Origin of the sequence: Pyxidicoccus xibeiensis (assembly GCF_024198175.1) — a bacterium.
GTDB lineage: Bacteria > Myxococcota > Myxococcia > Myxococcales > Myxococcaceae > Myxococcus > Myxococcus xibeiensis.
The window spans coordinates 46,065-68,293 of the sequence record NZ_JAJVKV010000024.1 but is presented as its reverse complement, the minus strand read 5'-3'; the positions used below and the strand labels follow the sequence as shown (position 1 = coordinate 68,293).

The window sequence follows — 22,229 nt, the reverse complement described above, 5'->3', positions numbered from 1 at the left end:
CCCGACGTCAGTGAACGGGACGGCCCCATGCTCCTGCTGACAGACCTCCACGTCACCCCGGACGACGCCCTGCGAGACGCACGGAGGCGCGCCGCCGAGCTGCTTGCATCGGGGTTCCCGGAGAAGGCACTCGCGGCCTTCCAGGGGGTGTTGAAGATGACCCCCGAGGACCTCCCCTGCCGCCAGAAGGTCGCCGAAATCCTGCGGGCCCTGGGCAGGACGCGTGAGGCCGTCCTCGAGTTCGAGACCGCGGCCCGGCTGTCCCTGAGACAGGCCTCGCTGCTGCGCACCATCGCGCTGTGTGAGGACGTCCTCCAGCTGGACCCGGACCATGAGCGCACCCGGGCGCTACTGTCAGAGCTCCGGGCGCATCGCGGGCTGCCCCGCACGGACGCGGCGCCAACGACAGACGTCTCGCGTCACGCCGCGTGACACGCCGGCCCGGCGTCCAGGGCAGCGCTCATGGTAGACAGGGAGGAAGAGGCCGGAGTCCAGCGGCCGCGCAGTCGTCGTGGGGGTGGTGCGGTGCGAGTCCTCCAGGTCGTCATGAATCCGGGGCTGTCCGACGAGCAGGTCTTCCCGCTCCGGGAAGGCGTCACCTTCATCGGGCGCGACATGGAGAACCAGATTGCCGTCCTCCACCGGAGCCTGTCCCGCCAGCACGCCCGGCTCGACACCGCCGACGGCGGCAAGGTCGTCCTGACCGACCTGCAGAGCAAGAATGGCACCTTCGTCGGAGGCGTCCGCATCACCCGCGGGGAGCTCCAGGCCGGGGACACCTTCACCTGCGGCGCGGTCAACTTCCGCCTGCTCGGTGACAACACGGAGGACATCGTCAGCCCCAGCCTCACCCACGACGCGCGGATGCTGTCGCAGGTCTCCATGCAGGAGCTGCTGGCCGCCCCGGACCAGCGGACCTCCGCGCTCAAGCTGGGCCCCTCCTCGGTGGCGGAGCGGGACAGGGACAAGCTGCAGATCCTCCTCAAGGTCAGCCAGTTCCTGTCCTCGCCCGGCACCATCGACAGCCTGATGGAGCGCTCGCTGGAGCTGGTCTTCCAGGTGCTCGAGGTGGACCGCGCCGTCATCCTCCTGGTGGAGCCCGGCTCCGGCGTCCTGCGCCCCCGCGTGGCCCGCACCGCGGATGGCTCCAAGGAGCTGGCCCACATCTACAGCCGGCACATCGCCTCCTACGTGCAGCGGCATGGCGTGGCGGCGCTCTTCTCCGACGCCCGGTTGGATCCGCGCCTGGAGACGGCCGAGTCCGTCGTGCAGCAGTCCATCTACGCGGCCATGTGCGCCCCGCTGAAGGCCCGCGAGGAGCTGCTCGGCGTCCTCTACCTCGACAACCTCCGGCGCCCGGAGCGCTTCTCGCAGGAGGACCTGGAGTTCCTGTCGTCCTTCGCCAACCAGGTGGGCATCGCGCTGGAGAACTCGATGCTGTACCGGCGAATCGAGCAGGAGGCCATCCGCCGCAACAACTACCAGCGCTTCTTCCCGCCCAGCGCCCTGGCGCGGCTGGAGGAGTCGACCTCGGGCATGGACCTGGGCGCCCGTGAAGCCGAGGTGACGACGCTCTTCTCGGACATCTGCGGCTTCACCCAGCTGTCCTCGCGCATGCGGCCCACCGAGGTGGTGGACGTGCTCAACGCGTACTTCCCCATCATGGCGGACATCGTGTTCGAGCAGGAGGGAACCCTGGAGAAGTACATCGGCGATGCGCTGATGGCGACGTGGGGCGCGCCCTTCTCCCACCCGGACGACGCCGACCGCGCGCTGCGCGCGGCCGTGCGGATGCAGCAGGCCCTCCTGAAGCTCAACGAGGCGCTGCGCACGCGCCAGCAGATGGAGCTGCGAATCCACATCGGCCTGAACAGCGGCACCGTGGCGGCGGGCAACATCGGCTCCAAGCGCTTCCTCCAGTACGCCACCATCGGCGACACCACCAACGTCGCCAGCCGCGTGTGCACCGTGGCCGGCCCGGGCGAGGTCCTCATCACCCAGAGCACCCGCGAGCGGCTGACGGACCCGCGCTGGTCTCTGGAGCCGCTGCCGCCCACCCCCGTCAAGGGGAAGGACGCGCCGCTCACCCTCTACCGAGTGGGCTGGAACGCCGCGACGACCTGACGTCGCGCACGTGTCACGACAGCACCGCGAAACATGCAGACCCTTGACACTGCTGCCACCCCATGGCACTTACGTCGCCCTCAGTCTTGATAATGAGAACCATTCTCACTATCGAACACGGAAGGCACCCATGGGAACGACGACCAGAGTGGCGCTGGTGACAGGCGCCGCGCAGGGCATCGGTGCCGCGGTCGCACGGGCGCTGGCGGGCGGCGCCACCATCGCCGCGCTCGACAGGAACGAAGTGGGGCTGGGGTCGCTCGTCTCGGAGCTGCGCGAGCGCGGCTGCCAGGCCGCGGCCTTCCCCGTGGACGTGAGTGACAGCGCCGCGGTGGACGCGGCCGTGGAGAGCATCGAGCGCGAGCTGGGGCCCATCGAAGTCCTCGCCAACGTGGCGGGAGTGCTGCGCATGGCGCCCGCCGTGTCCCTGAGCGACGCGGACTGGGCGGCCACCTTCGCCGTCAACACCCACGGCGTGTTCCATGTCTCGCGCGCCGTCGCGCGGCGCATGGTGCCCCGGAAGAAGGGCGTCATCGTCACTGTCGGCTCCAACGCCGCCAGCATGCCCCGGATGCAGATGGCCGCCTACGCGGCGTCCAAGGCCGCCTCCACCATGTTCACCAAGTGCCTGGGCCTGGAGCTGGCGCAGCACGGCATCCGCTGCAACGTCGTGTCGCCCGGCTCCACGGACACCGCCATGCAGCGCGCGCTCTGGAGCGACGAGCGCGGCGAGCAGGCAGTGATTGCCGGCGCGCCCGAGGCCTTCCGCGTGGGCATCCCGCTGCGCCGGATTGCCTCCCCCGCCGACATCGCGGACGCCGTCGCGTTCCTCGTCTCCGACAAGGCCCGCCACATCACCCTCCACGACCTCTGCGTCGACGGCGGGGCGACGCTGGGCGCGTAGTCCCCTGCCGCCCCCCGTCCCCCGAAACACCTCTGTTCGGATTTTGAGAATGATTTCTAATTCTATTGTCACAGGAGGCTGGCAGTGATGCCCGAGCGCCCCATGGCCCCACAGAAGCTCGCCGCGCGGTTGCTGGAGAGCTACGAGGCGGGTTCTTCGTTCTTCTTCGCGACGCCCCGGCGGACGCTGCTGGCACGCGGCACCTTCGCCACCGTGCCGCACACCGCCGGGCCGGGCGCGCTGGAGCGGCTGCCCCAGCGCGTGGCGGCGGTGCTCGCGGACGCACGCGAGGCCGACCACGACATCCCGGTGGCCGTGGGCGCGGTGCCCTTCGACGGCGCCGTCCCCGCCCAGCTGGTGGTGCCGATGACCATCCAGCGCGCGGGGCCGCTGGTGTTCGACACGGACATCCAGGTGCACCGGCCGCTGGGGGCGCGCTTCACCGTGCGGCCCGTGCCGGAGCCCGCCGCCTACCTGGACGGCGTGGCCCAGGCGCTGACGCTGATGCGCAGCGGGCCGCTGCGCAAGGTGGTGCTGTCCCGCTCGCTGCACCTGAGCGCCGCGGCGCCCATCGACCTCCAGCAGCTGCTGTGCAACCTGGCCTGGCGCAACCCCTCCGGCTACACGTTCGCGGTGGACCTGCCGGCGCGGGACGGCGCGCCCGGCGAGGGCGCCCGCACGCTGATTGGCGCGAGCCCCGAGCTGCTCGTCTCGCGCTCCGGCCTCCAGGTGCTGGCCAATCCGCTGGCGGGCTCGGCCGCGCGCAGCCCGGACCCGCTGGAGGACCAGGCGCGGGCCGCGGCGCTGCTCACGTCGCCCAAGGACCTGCACGAGCACGCGGTGGTGATTGACGCCGTGGCGGAGGCGCTGCGGCCGTTCTGCAAGACGCTGGACGTCCCCGCGAAGCCGTCGCTCGTCAGCACCGCCACCATGTGGCACCTGTCCAGCCGCATCACCGGCGAGCTGGCGGACCCGTCCATCTCCTCGCTCGCGCTGGCCGCCGCGCTGCACCCCACCCCGGCCGTGTGTGGCTACCCGACGCGGCTGGCCCACGAGGCCATCGGCTCCATCGAGCCCTTCGACCGCGGCTACTACACCGGCGCGGTCGGCTGGTGCGACGCGAGCGGCGACGGCCAGTGGGCGGTGACCATCCGCTGCGCCGAGGCCGACGCGCACACGCTGCGGCTGTTCGCGGGCGCGGGCATCGTGGTGGGCTCCACGCCCGAGTCCGAGCTGGCGGAGACCGAGGCGAAGTTCCGCACCATGCTCCAGGCCATGGGCCTGGGCCAGGGCGCCGAGGTGCAGTCGTGAGCACGCTGGCGGGCTGCACCGGATGGCCGGAGGACCTTGCCAGCCGCTACCGGGAGGCGGGCTACTGGCGAGGGGAGACGTTCGGCCAGCTCCTGCGGGAGCGGGCGCAGCGCCACGGTGAGCGCACCGCGCTCGTCTCCGGAGAGCAGCGCTGGAGCTACGCGGAGCTCGACAATCGCGCGGACCGGCTCGCCGCCGGCTTCCACGCGCTGGGCATCCGGGCCGGAGACCGGGTGGTGGTGCAGCTGCCCAACGTCGCCGCCTTCTTCGAGGTCATCTTCGCCCTGTTCCGCCTGGGCGCGCTGCCCGTGTTCGCGCTGCCCGCCCACCGCAGCGCGGAGATCAACTACTTCTGCGAGTTCACCGAGGCCGTCGCCTACGTCATCCCGGACAAGCATGGCGGGTTCGACTACCGCCCCCTGGCCACGCAGGTCCGCGGCGCAGTGCCCTCGCTGCGCCACGTCATCGTCGTCGGCGAGCCGGGCCCCTTCACCCCGCTGAGCGCGCTGCCCGCCACGCCCGTCGTGCTGCCGTCGCCCCGGCCCGGTGACGTGGCGTTCTTCCAGCTCTCCGGCGGCAGCACCGGCGCCCCCAAGCTGATTCCCCGCACGCACGACGACTACATCTACAGCCTGCGCGTCAGCGCGGAGGTCTGCCAGCTCGACGCGTCGAGCGTGTACCTCTGCGCGCTCCCCGCCGCGCACAACTTCCCGATGAGCTCGCCGGGTGTGCTGGGCACCTTCTACGCGGGCGGCACCGCCGTGCTGGCGCTCCACCCCAGCCCCGACGTGGCCTTCCCGCTCATCGAGCGCGAGCGCGTCACCCTCACCGCGCTGGTTCCCCCGCTGGCGATGATCTGGATGGACTCCGCCAAGGCACGCCGGCACGACCTGTCCAGCCTGCGCGTGCTCCAGGTGGGCGGTGCCCGGCTCAGCAACGAGGCCGCCCGCAAGGTGCGCCCCACGCTGGGCTGCATGCTGCAGCAGGTCTTCGGCATGGCCGAGGGCCTGGTCAACTACACCCGGCTAGACGACCCCGAGGAGCTCATCATCTCCACCCAGGGGCGACCCATGTCTCCCGCCGACGAGCTGCGCGTGGTGGACGACGAGGACCACGACGTGGCCCCCGGCGAGACGGGGCATCTGCTGACGCGCGGCCCCTACACCATCCGCGGCTACTACAAGGCCGAGGCCCACAACGCGCGGGCCTTCACGTCAGATGGCTTCTACCGCACTGGCGACCTCGTCCGCATGACGCCCGAGGGCTACCTGGTGGTGGAGGGCCGCGCGAAGGACCAGATCAACCGCGGCGGAGACAAGGTCGCGGCCGAGGAGGTGGAGAACCACCTGCTGGCCCACCCCTCCGTCCATGACGCCGCCGTGGTGGCCCTGCCCGACCCGTTCCTGGGCGAGCGCACCTGCGCGTTCGTCATCCCCCGGGGCACGCCGCCGGCGACCACCGCGCTCACCGCCTTCCTGCGCGAGCGCGGCCTGGCCGCCTTCAAGATTCCCGACCGGGTCGAGTTCGTCGAAGCCTTCCCCCAGACCGGCGTCGGCAAGGTCAGCAAGAAGGCGCTGCGCGAGGCCCTCACCCGCGCGCCCTCCGCCAACGCCTCTCCCCCCTCCTCGCGCTGAGCTGAAAGGAATCCCCCCATGGCGCTCCCCGCCATCGCCCCCTACCCCATGCCCGGCCCGGCAGACCTGCCCAAGAACAAGGTCTCCTGGACGCCCGAGCCCCGCCGCGCGGCGCTGCTGATCCACGACATGCAGCGCTACTTCGTCGACGTCTTCGCGGCCGGCCAGTCTCCGGTGACGGAGCTGGTGGCCAACATCCAGCGGCTCCGGCAGCACTGCCGCGCGCTGGGCATCCCCGTCGTCTACTCGGCCCAGCCCGGAGGGCAGACGCCCGAGCAGCGCGGGCTGCTGCTGGACTTCTGGGGCGCCGGCATCAACGGGGGCACCGAGCAGAAGCAGATCATCGACGCGCTGGCCCCGGCCGAAGACGACATCCGCCTCACCAAGTGGCGCTACAGCGCGTTCCGGAAGACCGAGCTCCACGACCTCATGCGCGAGCGCGGGAGGGATCAGCTGCTCATCTGCGGCATCTACGCCCACATCGGCTGCCTCCAGACGGCCAGCGACGCGTTCATGAGCGACGTGAGGCCGTTCCTCGTCGCGGATGCGCTGGGCGACTTCTCCCTGGCCCACCACCAGCTGGCCCTCAGCTACGCGGCGCAGCTGTGCGCCGTCACCCCCACCACGCAGCAGGTCATCGACGCGCTGGGCCCCGCCCCGGTGCAGGCGGGCCCCAAGCCACTGAGCCGCAACCGCATCCGCGAAGAGGTGGGGGAGCTGCTGCAGGTGCCCCTGGCGGAGCTGGGTGAAGAGGAGAACCTGCTCGAGCGGGGGCTCGACTCCATCCGCATCATGACGCTGGTCGAGCGGTGGCGGAACGCCGGCGCGGAGCTGACCTTCGTGGACCTGGCCGAGCGCCCCACCCTCAAAGAGTGGTTCGCGCTGCTGTCCGACGCCTGACCCTGGAGCCTCCGTCCATGCGCGACCCCATGGCAGCACCCTGGCCGTTGTCCGCGGCCCAGCACGGCATCTGGGTGGGACAGCAGTTCGACCTCAAGAGCCCCGTGTACAACGCCGGTGAGTGCATCGAGATCCGCGGGCCCGTGGACCCGAGCAGCTTCGAGCCCGCGCTGCGCCAGGCGGTGGGCGAGGCGGAGGCGCTGCACTCGCGCTTCGTGTCCGCGGCGGGAGGGCCCGTGCAGTTCATCGAGCCCCGGACGGACTGGCCCCTGCACGTGGTCGACGTCAGCGAGGCGTCCGACCCGTGGGCGGCCGCGCGCGCCTGGATGCAGGAGGACCTGACGCGGACCGTGGAGCTGGCCCGCGGGCCGCTCTTCGCGGAGGCGCTGTTCAAGGCCGCGCCGGACCGCTTCTTCTGGTTCCAGCGCGTGCACCACATCGCCCTGGACGGGTACGGCTTCTCGCTGGTGGCCCGGCGGGTGGCGGACCTCTACACGGCCCGGGTGACGGGGCGTCCCGCCACCGGGGGCTTCGGCTCGCTGCGCGCAGTGCTGGACGAGGACGCGGCCTACCGGGCGGGCCCCCAGCCGGAGCTGGACCGCGCCTTCTGGACGGGGCGCTTCGCCAACGGCCCCACGCCGGTCAGCCTTTCAGAGCCCGCGCCCATGTCGGCCACCTTCGTGCGCCGGACGCAGCACCTGCTCCCCGCCGAGCTGGAGCGGCTGCAGGCGGCCGCGCGTCAGGCGGGGCTGACCTGGCCGGACCTGGTGCTGGCGACCACCGCCGCGTGGCTGCACCGCCTGACGGACGCCCCCGAGGTGGTGCTGGGCCTGCCGGTGATGTCGCGGCTGGGCTCGGCCGCCCTGCGCGTGCCGTGCATGGCGATGAACATCGTGCCGCTGCGCGTGGCGGTGCGGCCGGAGCAGGGGCTGCTCGCGCTCGCCCGTGAAGTGGCGACGGAGCTGCGCGCCATGCGGCCCCACCTGCGCTACCGGTATGAGCAGCTGCGCCGGGACTTGCGGCGGGTGGGCGGACAGCGCCGGCTGTTCGGCCCCGTCGTCAACATCATGCCGTTCGACTACGCCCTGCGCTTCGCCGGGATGCCGGCCGTCGCGCACAACCTCTCCGCAGGTCCCGTGGAGGACCTGTCGATTGGCATGTACGCCCGGTCCGACGGCGGCGGCATCCGCGTCGACTTCGACGCCAATCCCGTGTGCTACGGCGTCGAAACGCTGGGCGCGCATCAGCGCGACTTCCTCCAGTTCCTGGAGACGTCGGTCAACGAGCCCGAGCAGGCGGTGGGCCGGACCTTGCCGCGCCGGAGTCGCGCTCCCTTCGAAGAGGGGCGCACGTCCATGCTCGACGGCGGGCCGCTTCCCGGGCCCGCGCGCTCCGTGCTGGGGCTCTTTCTCGAGCGCGCCCTGGCGCGCCCCGATACCATCGCCCTGGAGCACGGGGCGCATCGGCTGACCTATGGCCAGGTCCTGACGGCAGCCCAGCACCTGGCGGACCGGCTCATCGCCGAGGGCGTGCGGCCCAACACCCCCGTGGCCGTCATGCTCCCCCGGAGCCTGGACGCCATCGTCGCGGCGCTGGGTGTGCTCTTCGCCGGCGCGGGCTACCTGCCCATCGACCCGTTCGGCCCGGCCTCCAGGACGGCGGCCATCCTCGCCGACGCCGCCCCCGACTTGATGATCACCACAGAGGGCGCGGCCCCGGTGCAGGGCGCGGGCCCGACGGCTCCCGGCAACCTCGCGGTGCGGAGGACGGAGCTGCCCCAGGGGCCGACGCCCCCGTCGTCCCGGAGCGAGGACGAGCAGCTCGCGTATGTCATCTACACCTCGGGCTCGACGGGCCAGCCCAACGGCGTGCAGATCGACCGGGGCGCGCTGGCCCACTTCGTCGCGGGCGCCACGCAGCGGTACGGAATCACCGGTGCAGACACCGTGCTGCAGTTCGCCCCGCTGCACTTCGATGCCAGCGTGGAGGAGATCTTCCTCACCCTGTGCGCCGGGGCGCGGCTGGTACTGCGCACCGATGAGATGCTCCAGTCCGTGCCGAGGCTGCTCGAGGCCTGCGCCGAGCACCGCATCACCGTGCTCGACCTGCCCACGGCCTTCTGGCACGAGCTGGCCTACAGCGTGTCGACGGGCTCGGCCCGCCTGCCCTCCACCCTGCGGACGGTCATCATCGGCGGAGAGGCCGCGCTGCCCGAGCGCGTCTCCCGCTGGTGCGCCGCCGTCGGCCCCGCCGTGCAGCTGCTCAACACCTACGGCCCCACCGAGGCCACGGTGGTCGCCACCGTCGCCACGCTCAGCGGCAGCACCGAGGCCACCGACGAGGTCCCCATCGGCCGGCCGCTTCCCGGCGTGTTCGCGGTGCTCGTCGACGCGCAGGGCAACGTCTCCGCACCGGGCGACGAGGGAGAGCTGTACCTGCTGGGCCGGGGCCTGTCCCGTGGCTACCTGCGGCGCCCGGAGCTGGACGCGGCGCGGTTCGTCAGCCTCGACGCGCTGCCCGGCTCGCCTCGCGCCTACCGGACGGGTGACCGGGCCCGGCTGCGCGAGGACGGACAGCTCGTGTTCGTCGGCCGGGTCGACGACGAGTTCAAGATCAGCGGTCACCGCATCGACCCGTCCGAGGTCGAGACCGTGCTGCTCGGCCTGCCACGTGTGCGCGAGGCCGCGGTGGTCGGGCAGGTGCTGCCGGGAGGCTCGCGGCGGCTGTGCGCGTTCCTGGTGGCCGAGGCCCCGGCGCCGTCGGTGGCGGAGCTGCGCGCGCAGCTGCTCACCCGCCTGCCCGCGCCCATGGTGCCCGGCACCTTCGTCTTCTCCGAGCGGCTGCCCCGGACGCCCACCGGGAAGCTCGACCGGTCCTCGCTGCGCCGCACCCTGCCCGCGGAGGAGCCCACGCCGGTGAGCCAGGCGGCCTCGGGGCTGGAAGGCCTGGTGCTGCGCGTCTGGGAGCAGGTGCTCGGCGTGAGCGGCGTGTCGGCCCGGGACGACTTCTTCGACCTGGGCGGCCAGTCGCTCCAGAGCATCCAGGTGGCGAACCGGCTCAGCGTCGAGCTGGGCCGCGAGGTGGCCGTCGCCACGGTGTTCCGTCACCCCACCGCCGCCGGACTGGCGCGGGCCCTGGAGCAGGGCAGCGAAGCAGCACCGGAGGCCGGCGGGCTCACCGCCGCCATGCTCGCGGATGCCGAGCTGCCCGAGGACGTCGTCCCGCAGCTGAAGGCCGCCGAGCCGCACCCGGTGCGCATGCGGCAGGTCGTGCTCACCGGCGCCACGGGCTTCGTCGGCGCCCACCTGCTGCACCAGCTCCTCCGGCAGACGGACGCCCGCGTGGTCTGCCCGGTGCGCGCCCGCGACGAGGCGCATGCGATGGAGCGGATCCGCGAGGCCCTCGCGGGCCAGCAGCTTCCGGTGGTGGACCTCGCCACGCGAGTCGTGGCGCTCCCCGCGGACCTGACCCAGCCGTGGCTGGGCCTCGGCGCCGCGCGCTTCCACGGGCTGGCGTCCGAGTGCGACGCCATCTTCCACAACGCCGCGGTGGTCAGCGTCGTGCGCGAGTACGGCAGCCTCCAGGCGGTGAACGTGCGAGGCACCCGCGAGCTGCTGAAGCTGGCCGCCGCCGTGCGCCCCAAGCCCTTCCACTACGTCTCCACGCTCGCGGTGGCCCCGCAGGCGAACCTCCATCCAGACGTCCCCGAGGACTTCGTGCCGGCCCACACGGGCCTGCGTGACGGCTACCAGCAGAGCAAGTGGGTGGCGGAGAGACTGGTCCAGCAGGCCGGAGAGCGCGGCCTGCCGGTGACGGTGTACCGGCTGGGCCGTGTCGTCGGAGCGCCCGACACCGGCATCGTGAACCCGCAGGACCTGGTCTGGCGCATCCTGCTGGCCGGCATCCCCGTGGGCGCCCTGCCCCACCTGGACGTGGGCGAGACGTGGACGCCGGTGGACTATGTCGCCGGAGCGCTCGTGCGCCTCGCGCGCGAGGCCCATCCCGGCACCGTCTTCAACCTCTCGCCCACGGCGGAGGTGCGGCTCCCCCGGCTGTTCCAGTGGGTCCAGGACTTCGGCTACCCCGTCGAGCTGACGCCCCTCGACGCATGGCGCACGCGCGTCGCGGAGCAGGCCGGCGGTGGAGACACCGGCACCACGCTGGCGTTCTTCGACCTGCGCTCCGGCGCGTCCGAGCCGGTGTTCGGCCTGGGCCCCATCCGATGCGAGCGCGTCCTCCAGGCGCTCGACGGCACCGGCATCTCCTGCCCGCCGACGGACCGCGCCCTCCTCTTCCGTTACCTCGAGTACTGCGTTGCCAAGGGACTGCTGCCTCCCCCGTCAGCATCCCGCCCCCACACCGAAACGGCCCCTCTGTGATGACCCGAGATTGGACCCCTCGTTCCTGGCGGGAAAAACCCGTCAGGTGCATGCCGGATGACTATCCGGACCCGCATACGCTCGCCCGCGTCGAGGGCGAGCTGTCGCGCCTGCCTCCGCTGGTGTTCGCGGCGGAGACACGGCGTCTCACCGCCGGGCTCGCGCAGGTCGCCGAGGGCAAGGCGTTCCTGCTGCAGGGCGGCGACTGCGCGGAGAGCTTCAAGGAGTTCACCTCCGACAACATCCGCGACACCTTCCGCCTCCTCCTCCAGATGGCGGTGGTGCTGACGTTCGCCGGAGGCCGGCCGGTGGTGAAGGTGGGCCGCATCGCCGGCCAGTTCGCCAAGCCGCGCTCCAGCGCCATGGAGACGGTGGGCGGCATCACGCTGCCCAGCTACCGCGGCGACATCATCAACGGCATGGACTTCGATGCCCGCGAGCGCACGCCCGACCCGCGGCGCCTGCTCATGGCCTACCACCAGTCCTCCGCCACCCTGAACCTGCTGCGCTCCTACGCCCAGGGCGGCTACGCGGACCTCTGCAACCTCCACCGGTGGACGCTCGACTTCGTCGCGAGCAGCCCCCAGGGAGACCTCTACCGCGGGCTGGCGGACAAGATCTTCCAGTCGCTGTGCTTCATGCATGCCCTCCACGGCGCCCCCGCGCCGCAGCCCGGCCCCGGCCCGGTGGACTTCTTCACCAGCCACGAGGCCCTGCTCCTCAACTACGAGGAGGCGCTCACCCGCGCCGAGCCCCACACCGGAGGCTGGCTCGACACCTCCGGGCACATGCTCTGGATTGGCGAGCGCACCCGGCAGCTCGACGGCGGCCATGTGGAGTTCATGCGCGGCATCGAGAACCCCATCGGCCTCAAGTGCGGCCCCACCATGGAGCCGGACGAGCTGCTGCGGCTGGTGGATGTCCTGAACCCGAAGGGCATTCCCGGGAGGCTGACGCTCATCGGCAGGTTCGGCGCGGACAAGGTCTCCGAGAGCCTGCCCCGGCTGATGGCCGCCACCCGGAAGGATGGCCGTCCCGTCATCTGGTCCATCGACCCGATGCACGGCAACACCCACAAGGCGAGCAACGGCTACAAGACGCGCTCCTTCGACCGCATCCTCTCGGAGGTGCGCGCCTTCCTGCAGATTGCCTCCGCCGAGGGCGTCTACCCCGGAGGCCTGCACCTGGAGATGACGGGACAGCACGTCACCGAGTGCCTGGGCGGCTCGTTCCCCGTGTCGGAAGACGAGCTGTCCAGCCGCTACCACACGCACTGCGACCCGCGCCTCAACGCGGACCAGGCCCTCCAGCTCGCGTTCATGGTGGCCGAGTCACTCCAGCTCCCACACACGCCACGCGCTCGCGCCGCCTGAAATTCCAGAGCGTTCTTGACAGTGCCGGCCCTGGACAACTACACGTCCATCCCCACGCGATGAAAATGAGAACCATTCTCATAATCATGTCACCGGCCGCTTGCCGGGTACGTGCGTGGGGCCGCGGGCTTTCCGCCACTGCGTTGCTGGGTGGATTGCTGCTCACCGGAGCGGCGCGGGCCGGAAGTGAGGCACCTCCGCCCGTGCAGCAGGAGGCCGGCCCCGCGGCACCGCCGGCCCTGGAGCCGCCGAAGCTCCTGGAGTTCTTCGCGGCGACCTACCCGGCCGAGGCGGAGCGCGCGCGACTGGAGGCGACGGTGCTGCTGCGCCTCACGCTGGACGCGCGAGGCCAGGTCACGGAGGCAGAGGTGCTGGCGCCCGCGGGGCACGGCTTCGACGAGGCCGCCCGCGAGGCCGCGCTCCGCTTCCGCTTCGAGCCCGCGAAGCGCAACGGGACGCCGATGCCTTCGCGCATCGCGTACAGCTACGAGTTCCGGTTACCCACAGCGGAGGCCTCCGTGCAGACGGTGGCCCCTCCAAGGCACACGGAGGCCTCCGCCGGGGTAGCGCCCGCGCCAGAGCGCACCGAGCCCGCAGCCCAGGCGGCGCCCGAGCCCGCGCGCACCGCAGTCCCCGCCGAGGGGAGCGCCGCACCGGCCAGTACCGAGGAGGCCATCGAGGTCACCGTCGAGGGCGAGTCCGAAGCGGAGCGCCGGCGGCAGTCCGCCGAAGCGGTGCAGGTCATCGAGACCGAGAACCTGCAGCGCGAGGCCGTGGACCTGGGACAGGCGCTGGCGCGCACGCAGGGCATCAACGTCCAGCGCGCCGGAGGGCTCGGCAGCCGGGCCCGCTTCTCCCTGGCCGGACTCACGGACGAGCAGGTCCGCTTCTTCATCGACGGCGTCCCCCTGGAGCTGGCCGGCTTCGGGCCCGACTTCGCCAGCGTCCCGGTCAACCTCATCCAGCGCGTGGAGCTCTACCAGGGCGTCGTCCCCATCCGCTTCGGCGCGGATGCGCTGGGAGGCGCGGTCCAGCTCGTCACCATCGACGACATCCAGGGGACGCGGGCCTCCGCGTCCTACGAGCTCGGCTCCTTCGACACGCACCGGCTCACGGTGAGCGGGCGGCACCTGGTCGAGTCCCGGGGCCTCTTCGTCCGCGCCAGCGGCTTCTTCGACTCCAGCCCGAACGACTACCTCATCGACGTGACGGTGGACGACTCGCAGGGCCGGCCCGTTCCCGCCACCCTGCCCCGCTTCCACGATGCCTACCGTGCGCTCGGCGGCGGCGTCGAGGCCGGCTTCGTGGACCGCCCCTGGGCGCGGCGCCTGCTGCTGCGCGCCTTCGCCAGCGACGCCGCGAAGGAGATCCAGCACGACACCGCGATGAAGGCGAAGTACGGCGAAGTGGACTCCGGCAACACCTCCGCGGGCGCCACCCTCCGCTACGAGCACACCTTCGGCGCGTCGCTGCTCGTCGACGCGGTGGGCGGCTACGTGGCGCGCGAGGCGCGCTTCGCGGACCTGGGCCGCTGCGCCTACGACTGGTACGGCCGCTGCATCCGCGAGCTGCCCCAGCAGGGGGAGACGGAGTCGCGCGCCATCGACAGGTCGGTGAACCAGGGCACGGGCTTCGCGCGCCTCAACCTCGCCTGGAACCTCGCCACCGACCACGCGCTGCGCTTCTCGCTCGCGCCCACGCTGGTGACGCGGACGGGTGAGGACCGCCAGCTCAGGGCCCGGGGAGAGCTGGACCCGCTGTCCGGGAAGCGCGCCATCTCCACCCTCGTCGGTGGCGCCGAGTACGAGCTGGACGCCTTCGACGGGCGCCTGGAGAACATCGCGTTCCTCAAGCTGTACGGCCAGCTGCTGCGCGTGGACCGGCTCCTGCCGAGCAACACCTTCGTGCCCTTCAACAAGGACACCTTCGAGCCCGGCTTCGGCGACAGCCTCCGCTTCCGCCTGTCACGCCAGCTGTCCGCCAAGGCCTCCTACGAGTGGGCCACGCGCCTTCCGCGCGCGGACGAGCTGCTGGGCGACGGCATCCTCACCGGCGAGAACCTGGACCTGGAGCGGGAGACCAGCCACAACGTCAACCTCGAGCTGACGCTGGACCTGCCGGAGACCCGCGCGGGCGCGTTCCGGGGCAGCGTGGCGGGGTTCGGCCGGCTCGCGGACCAGCTCATCATCCGCCTGGGCGAGCAGGGCTACTTCACCTACCAGAACGTCATCACCGCGCGCGCCCTGGGCACCACTGGCGCGGCCGGGTGGACGTCTCCGGAGGGGCTCCTCTCGCTCGACGGCAACGTCACCTGGCTGGACCTCCGCAACGTCTCCAGCGACGGCCCCTTCGGCGACTTCGAGGGCCAGCGCATCCCGAACCAGCCGCACGTGCTGGGCAATGGCAGCGCGCGGCTCCAGCTCGACGACGTCCTCAGCCCGCGCGACGCGCTGTCGCTGACCTGGCACACGCGCTACGTCCACTCGTTCTTCCGCGCGTGGGAGAAGCTGGGCCGCGAGGACACCAAGACGGTCATCTCGTCCCAGTTCCTGCACTCGCTGGCCCTCACCTACGTCATCCGCAGCGGGCCCACCACGCTGAGCTGGACGCTCGACGCGCAGAACCTCACCGACGCACGCGCCTTCGACTTCTACGGCGTGCAGCGCCCCGGAAGGACGCTGTCCGCCAAGGTGGTCGCCGAGCTGTGAACGCCTCTGCACCGAACACGCAGCACCGAACACCCCCCGCCAAAAGGAACGCCTTCTTCATGAGACCCTCGCCTCGCTCCCGCGTACCCAGCCTCCTCGTCACCCTGCTCGCCACGTGCTTCCTCGCCGCCTGCAGCGACGACACCGACCCGAACCCGACGCCGGACGCCGGCACGCAGGTCCCGGACGCGGGCGAGCAGAAGCCCATGTACGCCGTCATCACGCAGGTGAACACGTCGGGCGAGTCGCAGAGCTACGTCCAGCTGACGGACACGGTGGAGCTGACCGAGCCGCTGTCGCTGGAGGATGCCATCGAGGTCCCCGGGCGCGCCCTGGGCTCGGGCATCCCGAAGTCGGGCTCGCTGTACGTGAGCAGCAGCGAGGGCGCCCAGGTCACCCGCTACAACCTGACGGCCGGCGGCGAGCTGGAGGAGGCCGGGCGCGTGAGCTTCGAGGGCCGCGGCGTGGCCTCGATTGGCGAGTACCAGAACCAGTTCCAGTTCGTCTCCGCCACCAAGGCCTACTACTTCGACGGCCGCACCGCGCAGGCCATCGTCTGGAACCCGACCGAGATGACGGTCACCAACGCCATCAGCCTGCCCCAGCTCACCGTCGCGGGCGCCATCACCACCTTCGCCACGCACCCGGTGCGCGTGGGCAACCTCGTCATCATGCCCGTGGGCTGGCGCCCGTCCGCCGGTGTGGGCATCACCAAGCAGGCCGGCGTCGTCGTCGTCGACACGACCAACGACTCGGCGGTCGTGGAGACGGACACCCGCTGCGGCTACGTCCGTGACGGCGTGGTGGGCCCGGATGGCATGGTCTACCTGGCCACCGAGGTGTACGGCGCCGCGGTGTTCCGCGTCGCTGGCGGCGAGACGCCCGTGCCCTGCCTGCTCCGGTTCGACCCCACGACGAAGAAGTTCGACGCGAGCTTCCAGCGGGACCTGAGCGCGCTGACGGCCGGCGCCACGACGGGCTCGCTGCTCCCCGGCCCGCAGGGCAGCGCGTACCTGCGCGTGCTGGATGAGACTGTCTACACGGTCGCCCCGGGGACCCACCCCCGCGTGGTGGCGAGCGCCCAGGCGTGGACGTGGTGGCAGCTGAACCTGAGCACGCTGGTGGCCACGAAGGTCGCCGGGCTCCCCGCGAGCACCGGTAGCACGTTCATCCACGAGGTCGCCGGCGGCCGGAGCCTGTTCACCGAGTTCACGAACAGCTCCACCACGACGAACTTCCGCGAGCTGTCGAACGGCCAGGGCCAGGTGCGGTTCTCCACCCAGGGCCTGGCGTTCTCCTTCGTGCAGGTGCGCTGAGCAGGACCTCCCAGGCGCCGGGGGTGGCTCTGGCCCCTCCCGGCGCCGTGACCTTCACGACGACCCTGAGACGGAAACACGCCCATGCCCATCGTGGATGTCATCAAGAACCTCTTCGTGCAGTGGGGGGCCAACTGGGTCCTCTGGCTGCTGTTCGCCCTGTCCCTGGTCAGCATCGGCATCATCGTCGAGCGCTGGGTCGTGTTCCGCGGCAAGCAGGACACCCTGCGTGAGCTGTCCGCCGTGCTGGACCGGACGCTCGCGAGCGGTGACTTTCCCCAGGCGCTCGCGGCGCTGGAGAAGCAAACGTCCGTGGGCGCCATGGTGGCGCGCGCGGGCATCCGGCTGGCGCCCCGGGGCATGACGGCGGCCGAGAAGGGCATGCAGAGCGCGCTCGCCATCGAGCGCTCGACGCTGGAGCACCGCCTCGCGTTCCTCGGCACGCTCGGCAACAACGCGCCGTTCCTCGGGCTGTTCGGCACGGTCATCGGCGTGCTCCTGGCCTTCGAGGAGCTGAGCCAGGGCGCGGGCATGGGGGGCCGCACGAGCCAGGTCGCGTCGAACGCGGTGATGGGCAGCATCGCGGAGGCCCTGGTGGCGACGGCCATCGGCATCGGCGTCGCCCTGCCCGCCGTGGCCGCGTACAACTACTTCCAGCGGCGCATCGCGCAGATCCTCTCGGACACCGAGGCGCTGACGAACCTGGTGCTGGCGTACCTGTCCGTGCGTGAGCGCGGAGACGCCTCGCCTTCCGACACAGCCCGGGGCCATGGGCCGGCCGTGGGAGGGCTCTAGCCATGGCCGGAGGAACCCAGCCCCGAGGCGGGCTCATCGAGGGCATCAACGTCACGCCGCTCGTCGACATCATGCTGGTGCTGCTCATCATCTTCATGGTCACCGCCAGGCTGGTGGACAGCCCCGCCGTGCCGCTCGACCTGCCCCAGGCGTCGCAGAGCGAGGACGTGCAGACCGTCTTTGCTGTCTCCATCACCGCGGACGGCCGGCTCTTCGTGGACGGAGTGCCCATGGACGACGCGGTGCTGAAGGACCGGGCCCGCCAGGCGCGGGCGAAGGACCCCGAGCTGCGCGCCGTCATCCAGGCGGACGGCGCGGTGCCCCACCGCCGGGTCATCGCGGTGCTGGACCAGCTGAAGGAGTCCGGCCTCACGCGGGTGGCCTTCGGCACGGTGCATCCGGAGCCGGCCGCCCCGGCGCCTGGCGAAGCACCCGCGGAGGACGGGCGTGCCACTCCCTGAGCCCGCGAGCCTCGCGGACATCATCCTCCGCGCCGGAGGCCCGAAGAAGTCCGGCGGCGCCGCGTGGGCGGTGCTGGCCACCGTCGCGCTCCATGGCGCCGCGGGGGCGTTTGCCTGGCGGGCCTGGAAGGACAACGCACGCCCCGACGTGGTGACCGCGCCCAAGCGGACCCTCCAGATCGACCACGTGGTGGAGCTGCCTCCGCCGCCCGCGCCAGCGCCAGCGCCAGCGCCGAAGGAGCCGCCGCGCGCGGCCCGGAGCGAGACCGTTCCGAGTCGCCCTCGCGCCTCCCGTCCGTCGAATCGCGAGTCTCCGCCTCCCGCGCCCGCGCAGGCCGCGGAGGTGGTCGCCGCGAAGGAGGCGGAGCCGCTCGACTTCACCGGCTTCGACATCGCCACGGGCAACGCCCCTCGCTATGCCGGTGGCGTGACGGCTTCCAAGGGGACGTCCACCCAGGCCGTGCACGGCCCGGCCGATGTGGCTGGCGAGGCGGAGGGTGAAGGCACGAGCCGCGCACGGCCCGTCCAGCTGCCCGCGCGCAACTGGAGCTGCCCCTGGCCCCGCGAGGCGGACGCGCTCCGCGTGGACGAGCAGACGGTGGTGCTGCGCGTCGTCGTGGACACCGGCGGCCGGGTGACCTCCAGCGAGCTGGTGTCCGACCCGGGCCACGGCTTTGGCGCCGCCGCGCTCGAGTGTGCTCGCAATGCACGCTTCGACCCCGCCCTGGACCGCGGTGGCCAGCCCTACGTGGCCACCTCACCGCCCATCCGCGTCCGCTTCAAGCGGCGCTGAGCGCAGCACCTTCTCTTCCTCGAGGCCCACAGAGGCCCGCCGGTCCCGGAGCCTCTCGTGACGCCCTCATCCCCTCTGCGGCAGCAACGCCTGAGGGTGCCCCCTGCCTCGGTCCCAGCGCTTCTGCCCCTCCGGTCCTGGTGTCTCTCGTGACGTCCTCATCCCCTCCGCGTCAGGAACGCCTGCGTGTGCTGCTGCTGGCCTGCGTGCAGTTCACGCACCTGATGGACTTCATGATCATCATGCCGCTGGGGCCGGAGTTCATCCGGCTGTTCAGCCTGTCCACGGCCCAGTTCGGCGCCCTGGTCTCCGCGTACACGCTGGCCTCGGCGGCCATGGGCGTGCTGGGCGTCTTCTGGGTGGATCGGTTCGACCGCAAGCGCACGCTGCTCGTCATCTACGCGGGGTTCATCGCCGCCACGCTGGCCTGCGGCGCGGCGCAGAGCCACCTCTGGCTGCTGGCGGCGAGGACGCTGGCGGGAGCGTGCGCGGGGCTGATGTCGGCCGTCATCATGGCCATCGTCGCGGACGTGGTGCCGCCGGAGCGCCGGGGCCGGGCCATCGGCACGGTGCTGTCCACCCTGGGCCTGTCCGCGGTCGCGGGCGTACCGCTGGGCCTGGGGCTCGCGAGCGTACTGGGCTGGCGCATGCCCTTCTGGGTCATCTGCGGCCTCGCCGCCATCGCGTGGCTCGGCCTCGCACGCCTCCTGCCCGCGCTCGACCAGCACCTCACCGCCGCGCCCGGGAAGCGTCAGGAGAATCCGCTGGCGGCGCTGGTGTCACCGCAGCTCGTGCTGGGCTGGGCGCTGACGTTCAGCGTGGTGTTCTCCAGCTTCCTGCTGATTCCATACCTGAGCGCGTACATGGTCGGAAACGTCGGCCTCACGCAGACGGACCTGCCCTGGGTGTACCTGGCGGGTGGTGCCGCCACGCTGTTCACGGCGCGCAAGATGGGCCAGCTGGCGGACCGCCACGGCGCGGCCCGGGTGCTCGCGTGGCTGCTCATCGGCACGGTGGGACCCCATCTCGTCTTCACGCACCTGCCGCCGTCACCGCTGCCGGTGGTGATGGGCGTGTTCGTCGTCTTCATGGCCCTGACGTCCACTCGGGCCATTCCCGCCATCGCGCTCATCTCCGCGAAGGTGCCACCGGCGCTGCGCGGACGCTTCATGGCCGTCAACATGGCCGCGAGCGATGCGGCTTCCGGCCTGTCCGCCTGGGTCAGTGGGCTGATGCTCGCCACGGCGCCGGGCGGAGCGCTCATCGGCTTTGGCGCGGCGGGCTGGCTGGCCGTCGCGGTAACCACCCTCTCCCTCTCCATTCTCTGGGCCTTCACCAGGAGCGCCGTTCGAGCGCCGCAAGGCACCGAACCGAGACAGTCCCTGACGTGAAGCGCAGTCCCATCCAAAGGAAACCCCCCATGGATACCCCCGTACGGAAGCACCCCTCCCTTCCCCGCCCCATCCAGGGCGAGCTCCGGCTCGACCGCTCCAACCAACTCCTGGAGGAGGCCAGGCGGCTGGTCCCCGGCGTCACCCAGTCGATGATGAAGAAGCCGGAGCACTTCGCGCCCGGCGCGTTCCCCGTCTTCCTCGTCAAGGGCCAGGGCACGCTGGTGGAGGACGCCGATGGTCAGGAGTACATCGACTTCATCAGCGGCCTGGGCGCCAACATGCTGGGCCACAACCACCCGGCCGTGGTGGACACCATCCGCAAGCACCTGGAGGAAGGCATCCTCCACTCGCTGCCCACGCCCGTGGAGGTCAGCTCGGTGCAGGCGCTGATCGACGTCATCCCCGGCGCGGAGATGGCGCGGTTCTTCAAGACGGGCGCGGATGCCACGTCCGCGGCGGTGCGCCTGGCGCGCCACGTCACCGGCAAGGAGAAGATCATCACCGTCGGCTACAACGGCTGGCACGACCACTTCATGTACGACACGCCGGGAGTGCCCGCGGCGCTGGCGTCGCTGACGACGCGCATGCCCCTGTTCACCCCGCCGGATGAGCCGGCGCTGCTGGCCGCCATCGAGAAGAACGCGAGCCAGCTGGCCGCCGTGCTCCTGTCCGTGCCCTACAACCGGCCGGTGACGCCGGAGTTCATGAAGCAGGTGCGAGAGACCTGCACCGCCCACGGCGTCCTGCTGGTGATGGACGAGGTGGTGACGGGCTTCCGCCTGGCGCTCGGCGGTGGCCAGGAGTTCTTCGGCGTGCGGGCGGACATCGTGTGTCTGTCCAAGAGCATCGCCGCGGGCATGCCGCTGTCCGCCATCGCCGGCCCGGCCCGGCACATGAGCCGGCTGAGCGAGCTGCAGGTGTCCACCACCTTCGGCGGCGAGCTGCTGTCGCTGGCGGTGTGTGAGGCGGTCATCGCGCACTACCGGAAGAGCGACTACATCCAGCACATCGCCAAGCTGGGCCGCAGGCTGCGCGAGGGCATCAACGCCCACGCCGAGCAGCTGGGCTCCACCCTGCGCGTGTCCGGGTACGACGCGATTCCCTTCTTCCTCTTCGCGAAGGACCCGGCGGAGCACGCGAAGAAGATGCTGCCGTTCCAGGCCGGCATGGCCCGGCGCGGCGTGCTGCTGCGCCGCGACGTCAACTTCCTCTGCGCGGTGCACACCGAGGAGCAGATCGAGCACACCATCGAGATGGCCGCCGAGGTGATGCGCTCGCTCCAGGCGGTCAGCAGCGCCGCCTGAGGAGGCGGCGGCGGGCGGGGTGTGACTGGTGGCGCCCCGCCCGACGGCGCTCCGTCTCGAGCATCGCGAGCAGCGCGCGTGGCTGGAGTCAGGAGTGCCCGGCCAGGCTCCCGGTGGAGGTCGAGCCGGGCGGGCCCTGCCGCAGCAGCCACACCAGCACCGCGCCGTGGACGGCGCCCACCGCCGCGCCCGCGAGGCAGAGCAGCACCACCGGCACCGCCAGCTTTGCCGGCGTCAGCGGCCACGGCGTGGAGCCCGCGGCCTGGAACACCAGCACCATCCCCACCGCCCACGCCGCCGAGTTCGCCGGCACCCACCAGCCCGCCCTCGCCACGTAGCGCCGGAGCACGCGCCACTGCGGCACGGCGAGGAAGGGGCCCAGCACCACGCCCATGCTGGCCGCCATCACGACCTGCAGCGCCTCGCTGATGACGGGCGGGGACGCAGCCGGCTGTGCGCCGCCTGAGTCCATCACCAGCTGCATGACGGAGCTGGGAAGCATGCCCAGCGTCCACGCGATGCCCGCCCCCAGCGCGGTGGCCCCCACCCAGGCCTTCACCGGCATCGCCGGCAGGGCGCGCCGCAGCACCCCGCCTTGCAGCAACCCCACCAGCACGCCCTCCAGGAAGGTGCCGATGGCAATCATCGCCAGCGCCATCAGCACGACGCCGGGCACGCCCATCCGGTCGGTGGTGGAGGCCAGCCCCACCGCCACGACGGCCGAGCCTCCCAGGCCCACCAGCTCCGCCACGGTGTTGGCGGCCACCCAGCGCCTCCACAGGGGCCACGGCGACGCCGCCTCGGGTGACGGGCTCGGGATGCTCATGGCCAGG

At 71.8% G+C, this 22,229-nt stretch carries 16 protein-coding genes; 15 read left to right on the top strand and 1 reads right to left on the bottom strand.

Annotated elements, in window-relative coordinates; genetic code table 11:
• The first annotated feature begins 27 nt into the window (after positions 1–27).
• The 15 genes from LXT23_RS46845 to mxcL all read left to right on the top strand — a co-directional run bounded on the left by LXT23_RS46845 (position 28) and on the right by mxcL (position 21,396).
• Positions 28–432, top strand: a complete 405-nt coding sequence (locus tag LXT23_RS46845) for a hypothetical protein (protein ID WP_253987052.1) — start codon at positions 28–30, stop codon at positions 430–432.
• A 93-nt stretch (positions 433–525) separates the two neighbouring features.
• Positions 526–2,124, top strand: a complete 1,599-nt coding sequence (locus LXT23_RS46840) for an adenylate/guanylate cyclase domain-containing protein (RefSeq protein ID WP_323379167.1) — start codon at positions 526–528, stop codon at positions 2,122–2,124.
• 130 nt (positions 2,125–2,254) lie between these two features.
• Positions 2,255–3,028, top strand: a complete 774-nt coding sequence (locus LXT23_RS46835) for a 2,3-dihydro-2,3-dihydroxybenzoate dehydrogenase (RefSeq protein ID WP_253987051.1) — start codon at positions 2,255–2,257, stop codon at positions 3,026–3,028.
• Positions 3,029–3,115: 87 nt separating this feature from the next.
• Positions 3,116–4,339 carry an isochorismate synthase DhbC gene (gene dhbC / locus LXT23_RS46830; RefSeq protein WP_253987050.1) on the top strand — a complete coding sequence of 408 codons (1,224 nt, stop codon included), beginning with the start codon at positions 3,116–3,118 and terminating at the stop codon, positions 4,337–4,339.
• Positions 4,336–5,973, top strand: coding sequence for a (2,3-dihydroxybenzoyl)adenylate synthase (locus LXT23_RS46825; protein WP_253987049.1), 1,638 nt, complete (start codon positions 4,336–4,338; stop codon positions 5,971–5,973). Before dhbC ends, LXT23_RS46825 begins: the two co-directional genes overlap by 4 nt.
• 18 nt (positions 5,974–5,991) lie before the next feature.
• Complete coding sequence (locus LXT23_RS46820) at positions 5,992–6,873, top strand: isochorismatase family protein (protein WP_253987048.1); 882 nt, start codon at positions 5,992–5,994, stop codon at positions 6,871–6,873.
• Positions 6,874–6,890: 17 nt separating this feature from the next.
• Positions 6,891–11,252, top strand: a complete 4,362-nt coding sequence (gene mxcG, locus LXT23_RS46815) for a myxochelin non-ribosomal peptide synthetase MxcG (protein ID WP_253987047.1) — start codon at positions 6,891–6,893, stop codon at positions 11,250–11,252.
• The gene (locus tag LXT23_RS46810) at positions 11,252–12,625 is read left to right on the top strand and encodes a class II 3-deoxy-7-phosphoheptulonate synthase (RefSeq protein WP_323379166.1); all 1,374 of its coding nucleotides are present in this window, start codon (positions 11,252–11,254) and stop codon (positions 12,623–12,625) included. The genes mxcG and LXT23_RS46810 overlap by 1 nt, the downstream gene beginning before the upstream one ends.
• Before the next feature lie 203 nt (positions 12,626–12,828).
• Positions 12,829–15,333 (top strand): TonB-dependent siderophore myxochelin receptor MxcH, encoded by a 2,505-nt coding sequence (gene mxcH / locus LXT23_RS46805; RefSeq protein WP_253987045.1) that lies wholly within the window; start codon positions 12,829–12,831, stop codon positions 15,331–15,333.
• Positions 15,334–15,392: 59 nt separating this feature from the next.
• Positions 15,393–16,649 carry a hypothetical protein gene (locus tag LXT23_RS46800; protein WP_253987044.1) on the top strand — a complete coding sequence of 419 codons (1,257 nt, stop codon included), beginning with the start codon at positions 15,393–15,395 and terminating at the stop codon, positions 16,647–16,649.
• Between the two features lie 84 nt (positions 16,650–16,733).
• A complete protein-coding gene (locus tag LXT23_RS46795; protein WP_253987043.1) occupies positions 16,734–17,444 on the top strand; it encodes a MotA/TolQ/ExbB proton channel family protein in 711 nt (236 codons plus the stop codon).
• A 2-nt stretch (positions 17,445–17,446) separates the two neighbouring features.
• Positions 17,447–17,905 (top strand): ExbD/TolR family protein, encoded by a 459-nt coding sequence (locus LXT23_RS46790; protein ID WP_253987042.1) that lies wholly within the window; start codon positions 17,447–17,449, stop codon positions 17,903–17,905.
• Positions 17,892–18,698: a TonB family protein gene (locus LXT23_RS50565; RefSeq protein ID WP_253987041.1), complete on the top strand. Its 807-nt coding sequence runs from the start codon at positions 17,892–17,894 to the stop codon at positions 18,696–18,698. The genes LXT23_RS46790 and LXT23_RS50565 overlap by 14 nt, the downstream gene beginning before the upstream one ends.
• A gap of 149 nt (positions 18,699–18,847) precedes the next feature.
• Positions 18,848–20,089 carry a myxochelin export MFS transporter MxcK gene (gene mxcK / locus LXT23_RS46780; RefSeq protein WP_253987040.1) on the top strand — a complete coding sequence of 414 codons (1,242 nt, stop codon included), beginning with the start codon at positions 18,848–18,850 and terminating at the stop codon, positions 20,087–20,089.
• 29 nt (positions 20,090–20,118) lie between these two features.
• Entirely contained in the window at positions 20,119–21,396 is a 1,278-nt protein-coding gene (gene mxcL, locus LXT23_RS46775) for a myxochelin B biosynthesis transaminase MxcL (protein WP_253987039.1), read from the top strand.
• A gap of 88 nt (positions 21,397–21,484) precedes the next feature.
• Here the strand turns inward: mxcL and LXT23_RS46770 are convergent, their stop codons facing one another.
• Entirely contained in the window at positions 21,485–22,222 is a 738-nt protein-coding gene (locus LXT23_RS46770) for a hypothetical protein (RefSeq protein WP_253987038.1), read from the bottom strand.
• Between the last annotated feature and the right edge of the window lie 7 nt (positions 22,223–22,229).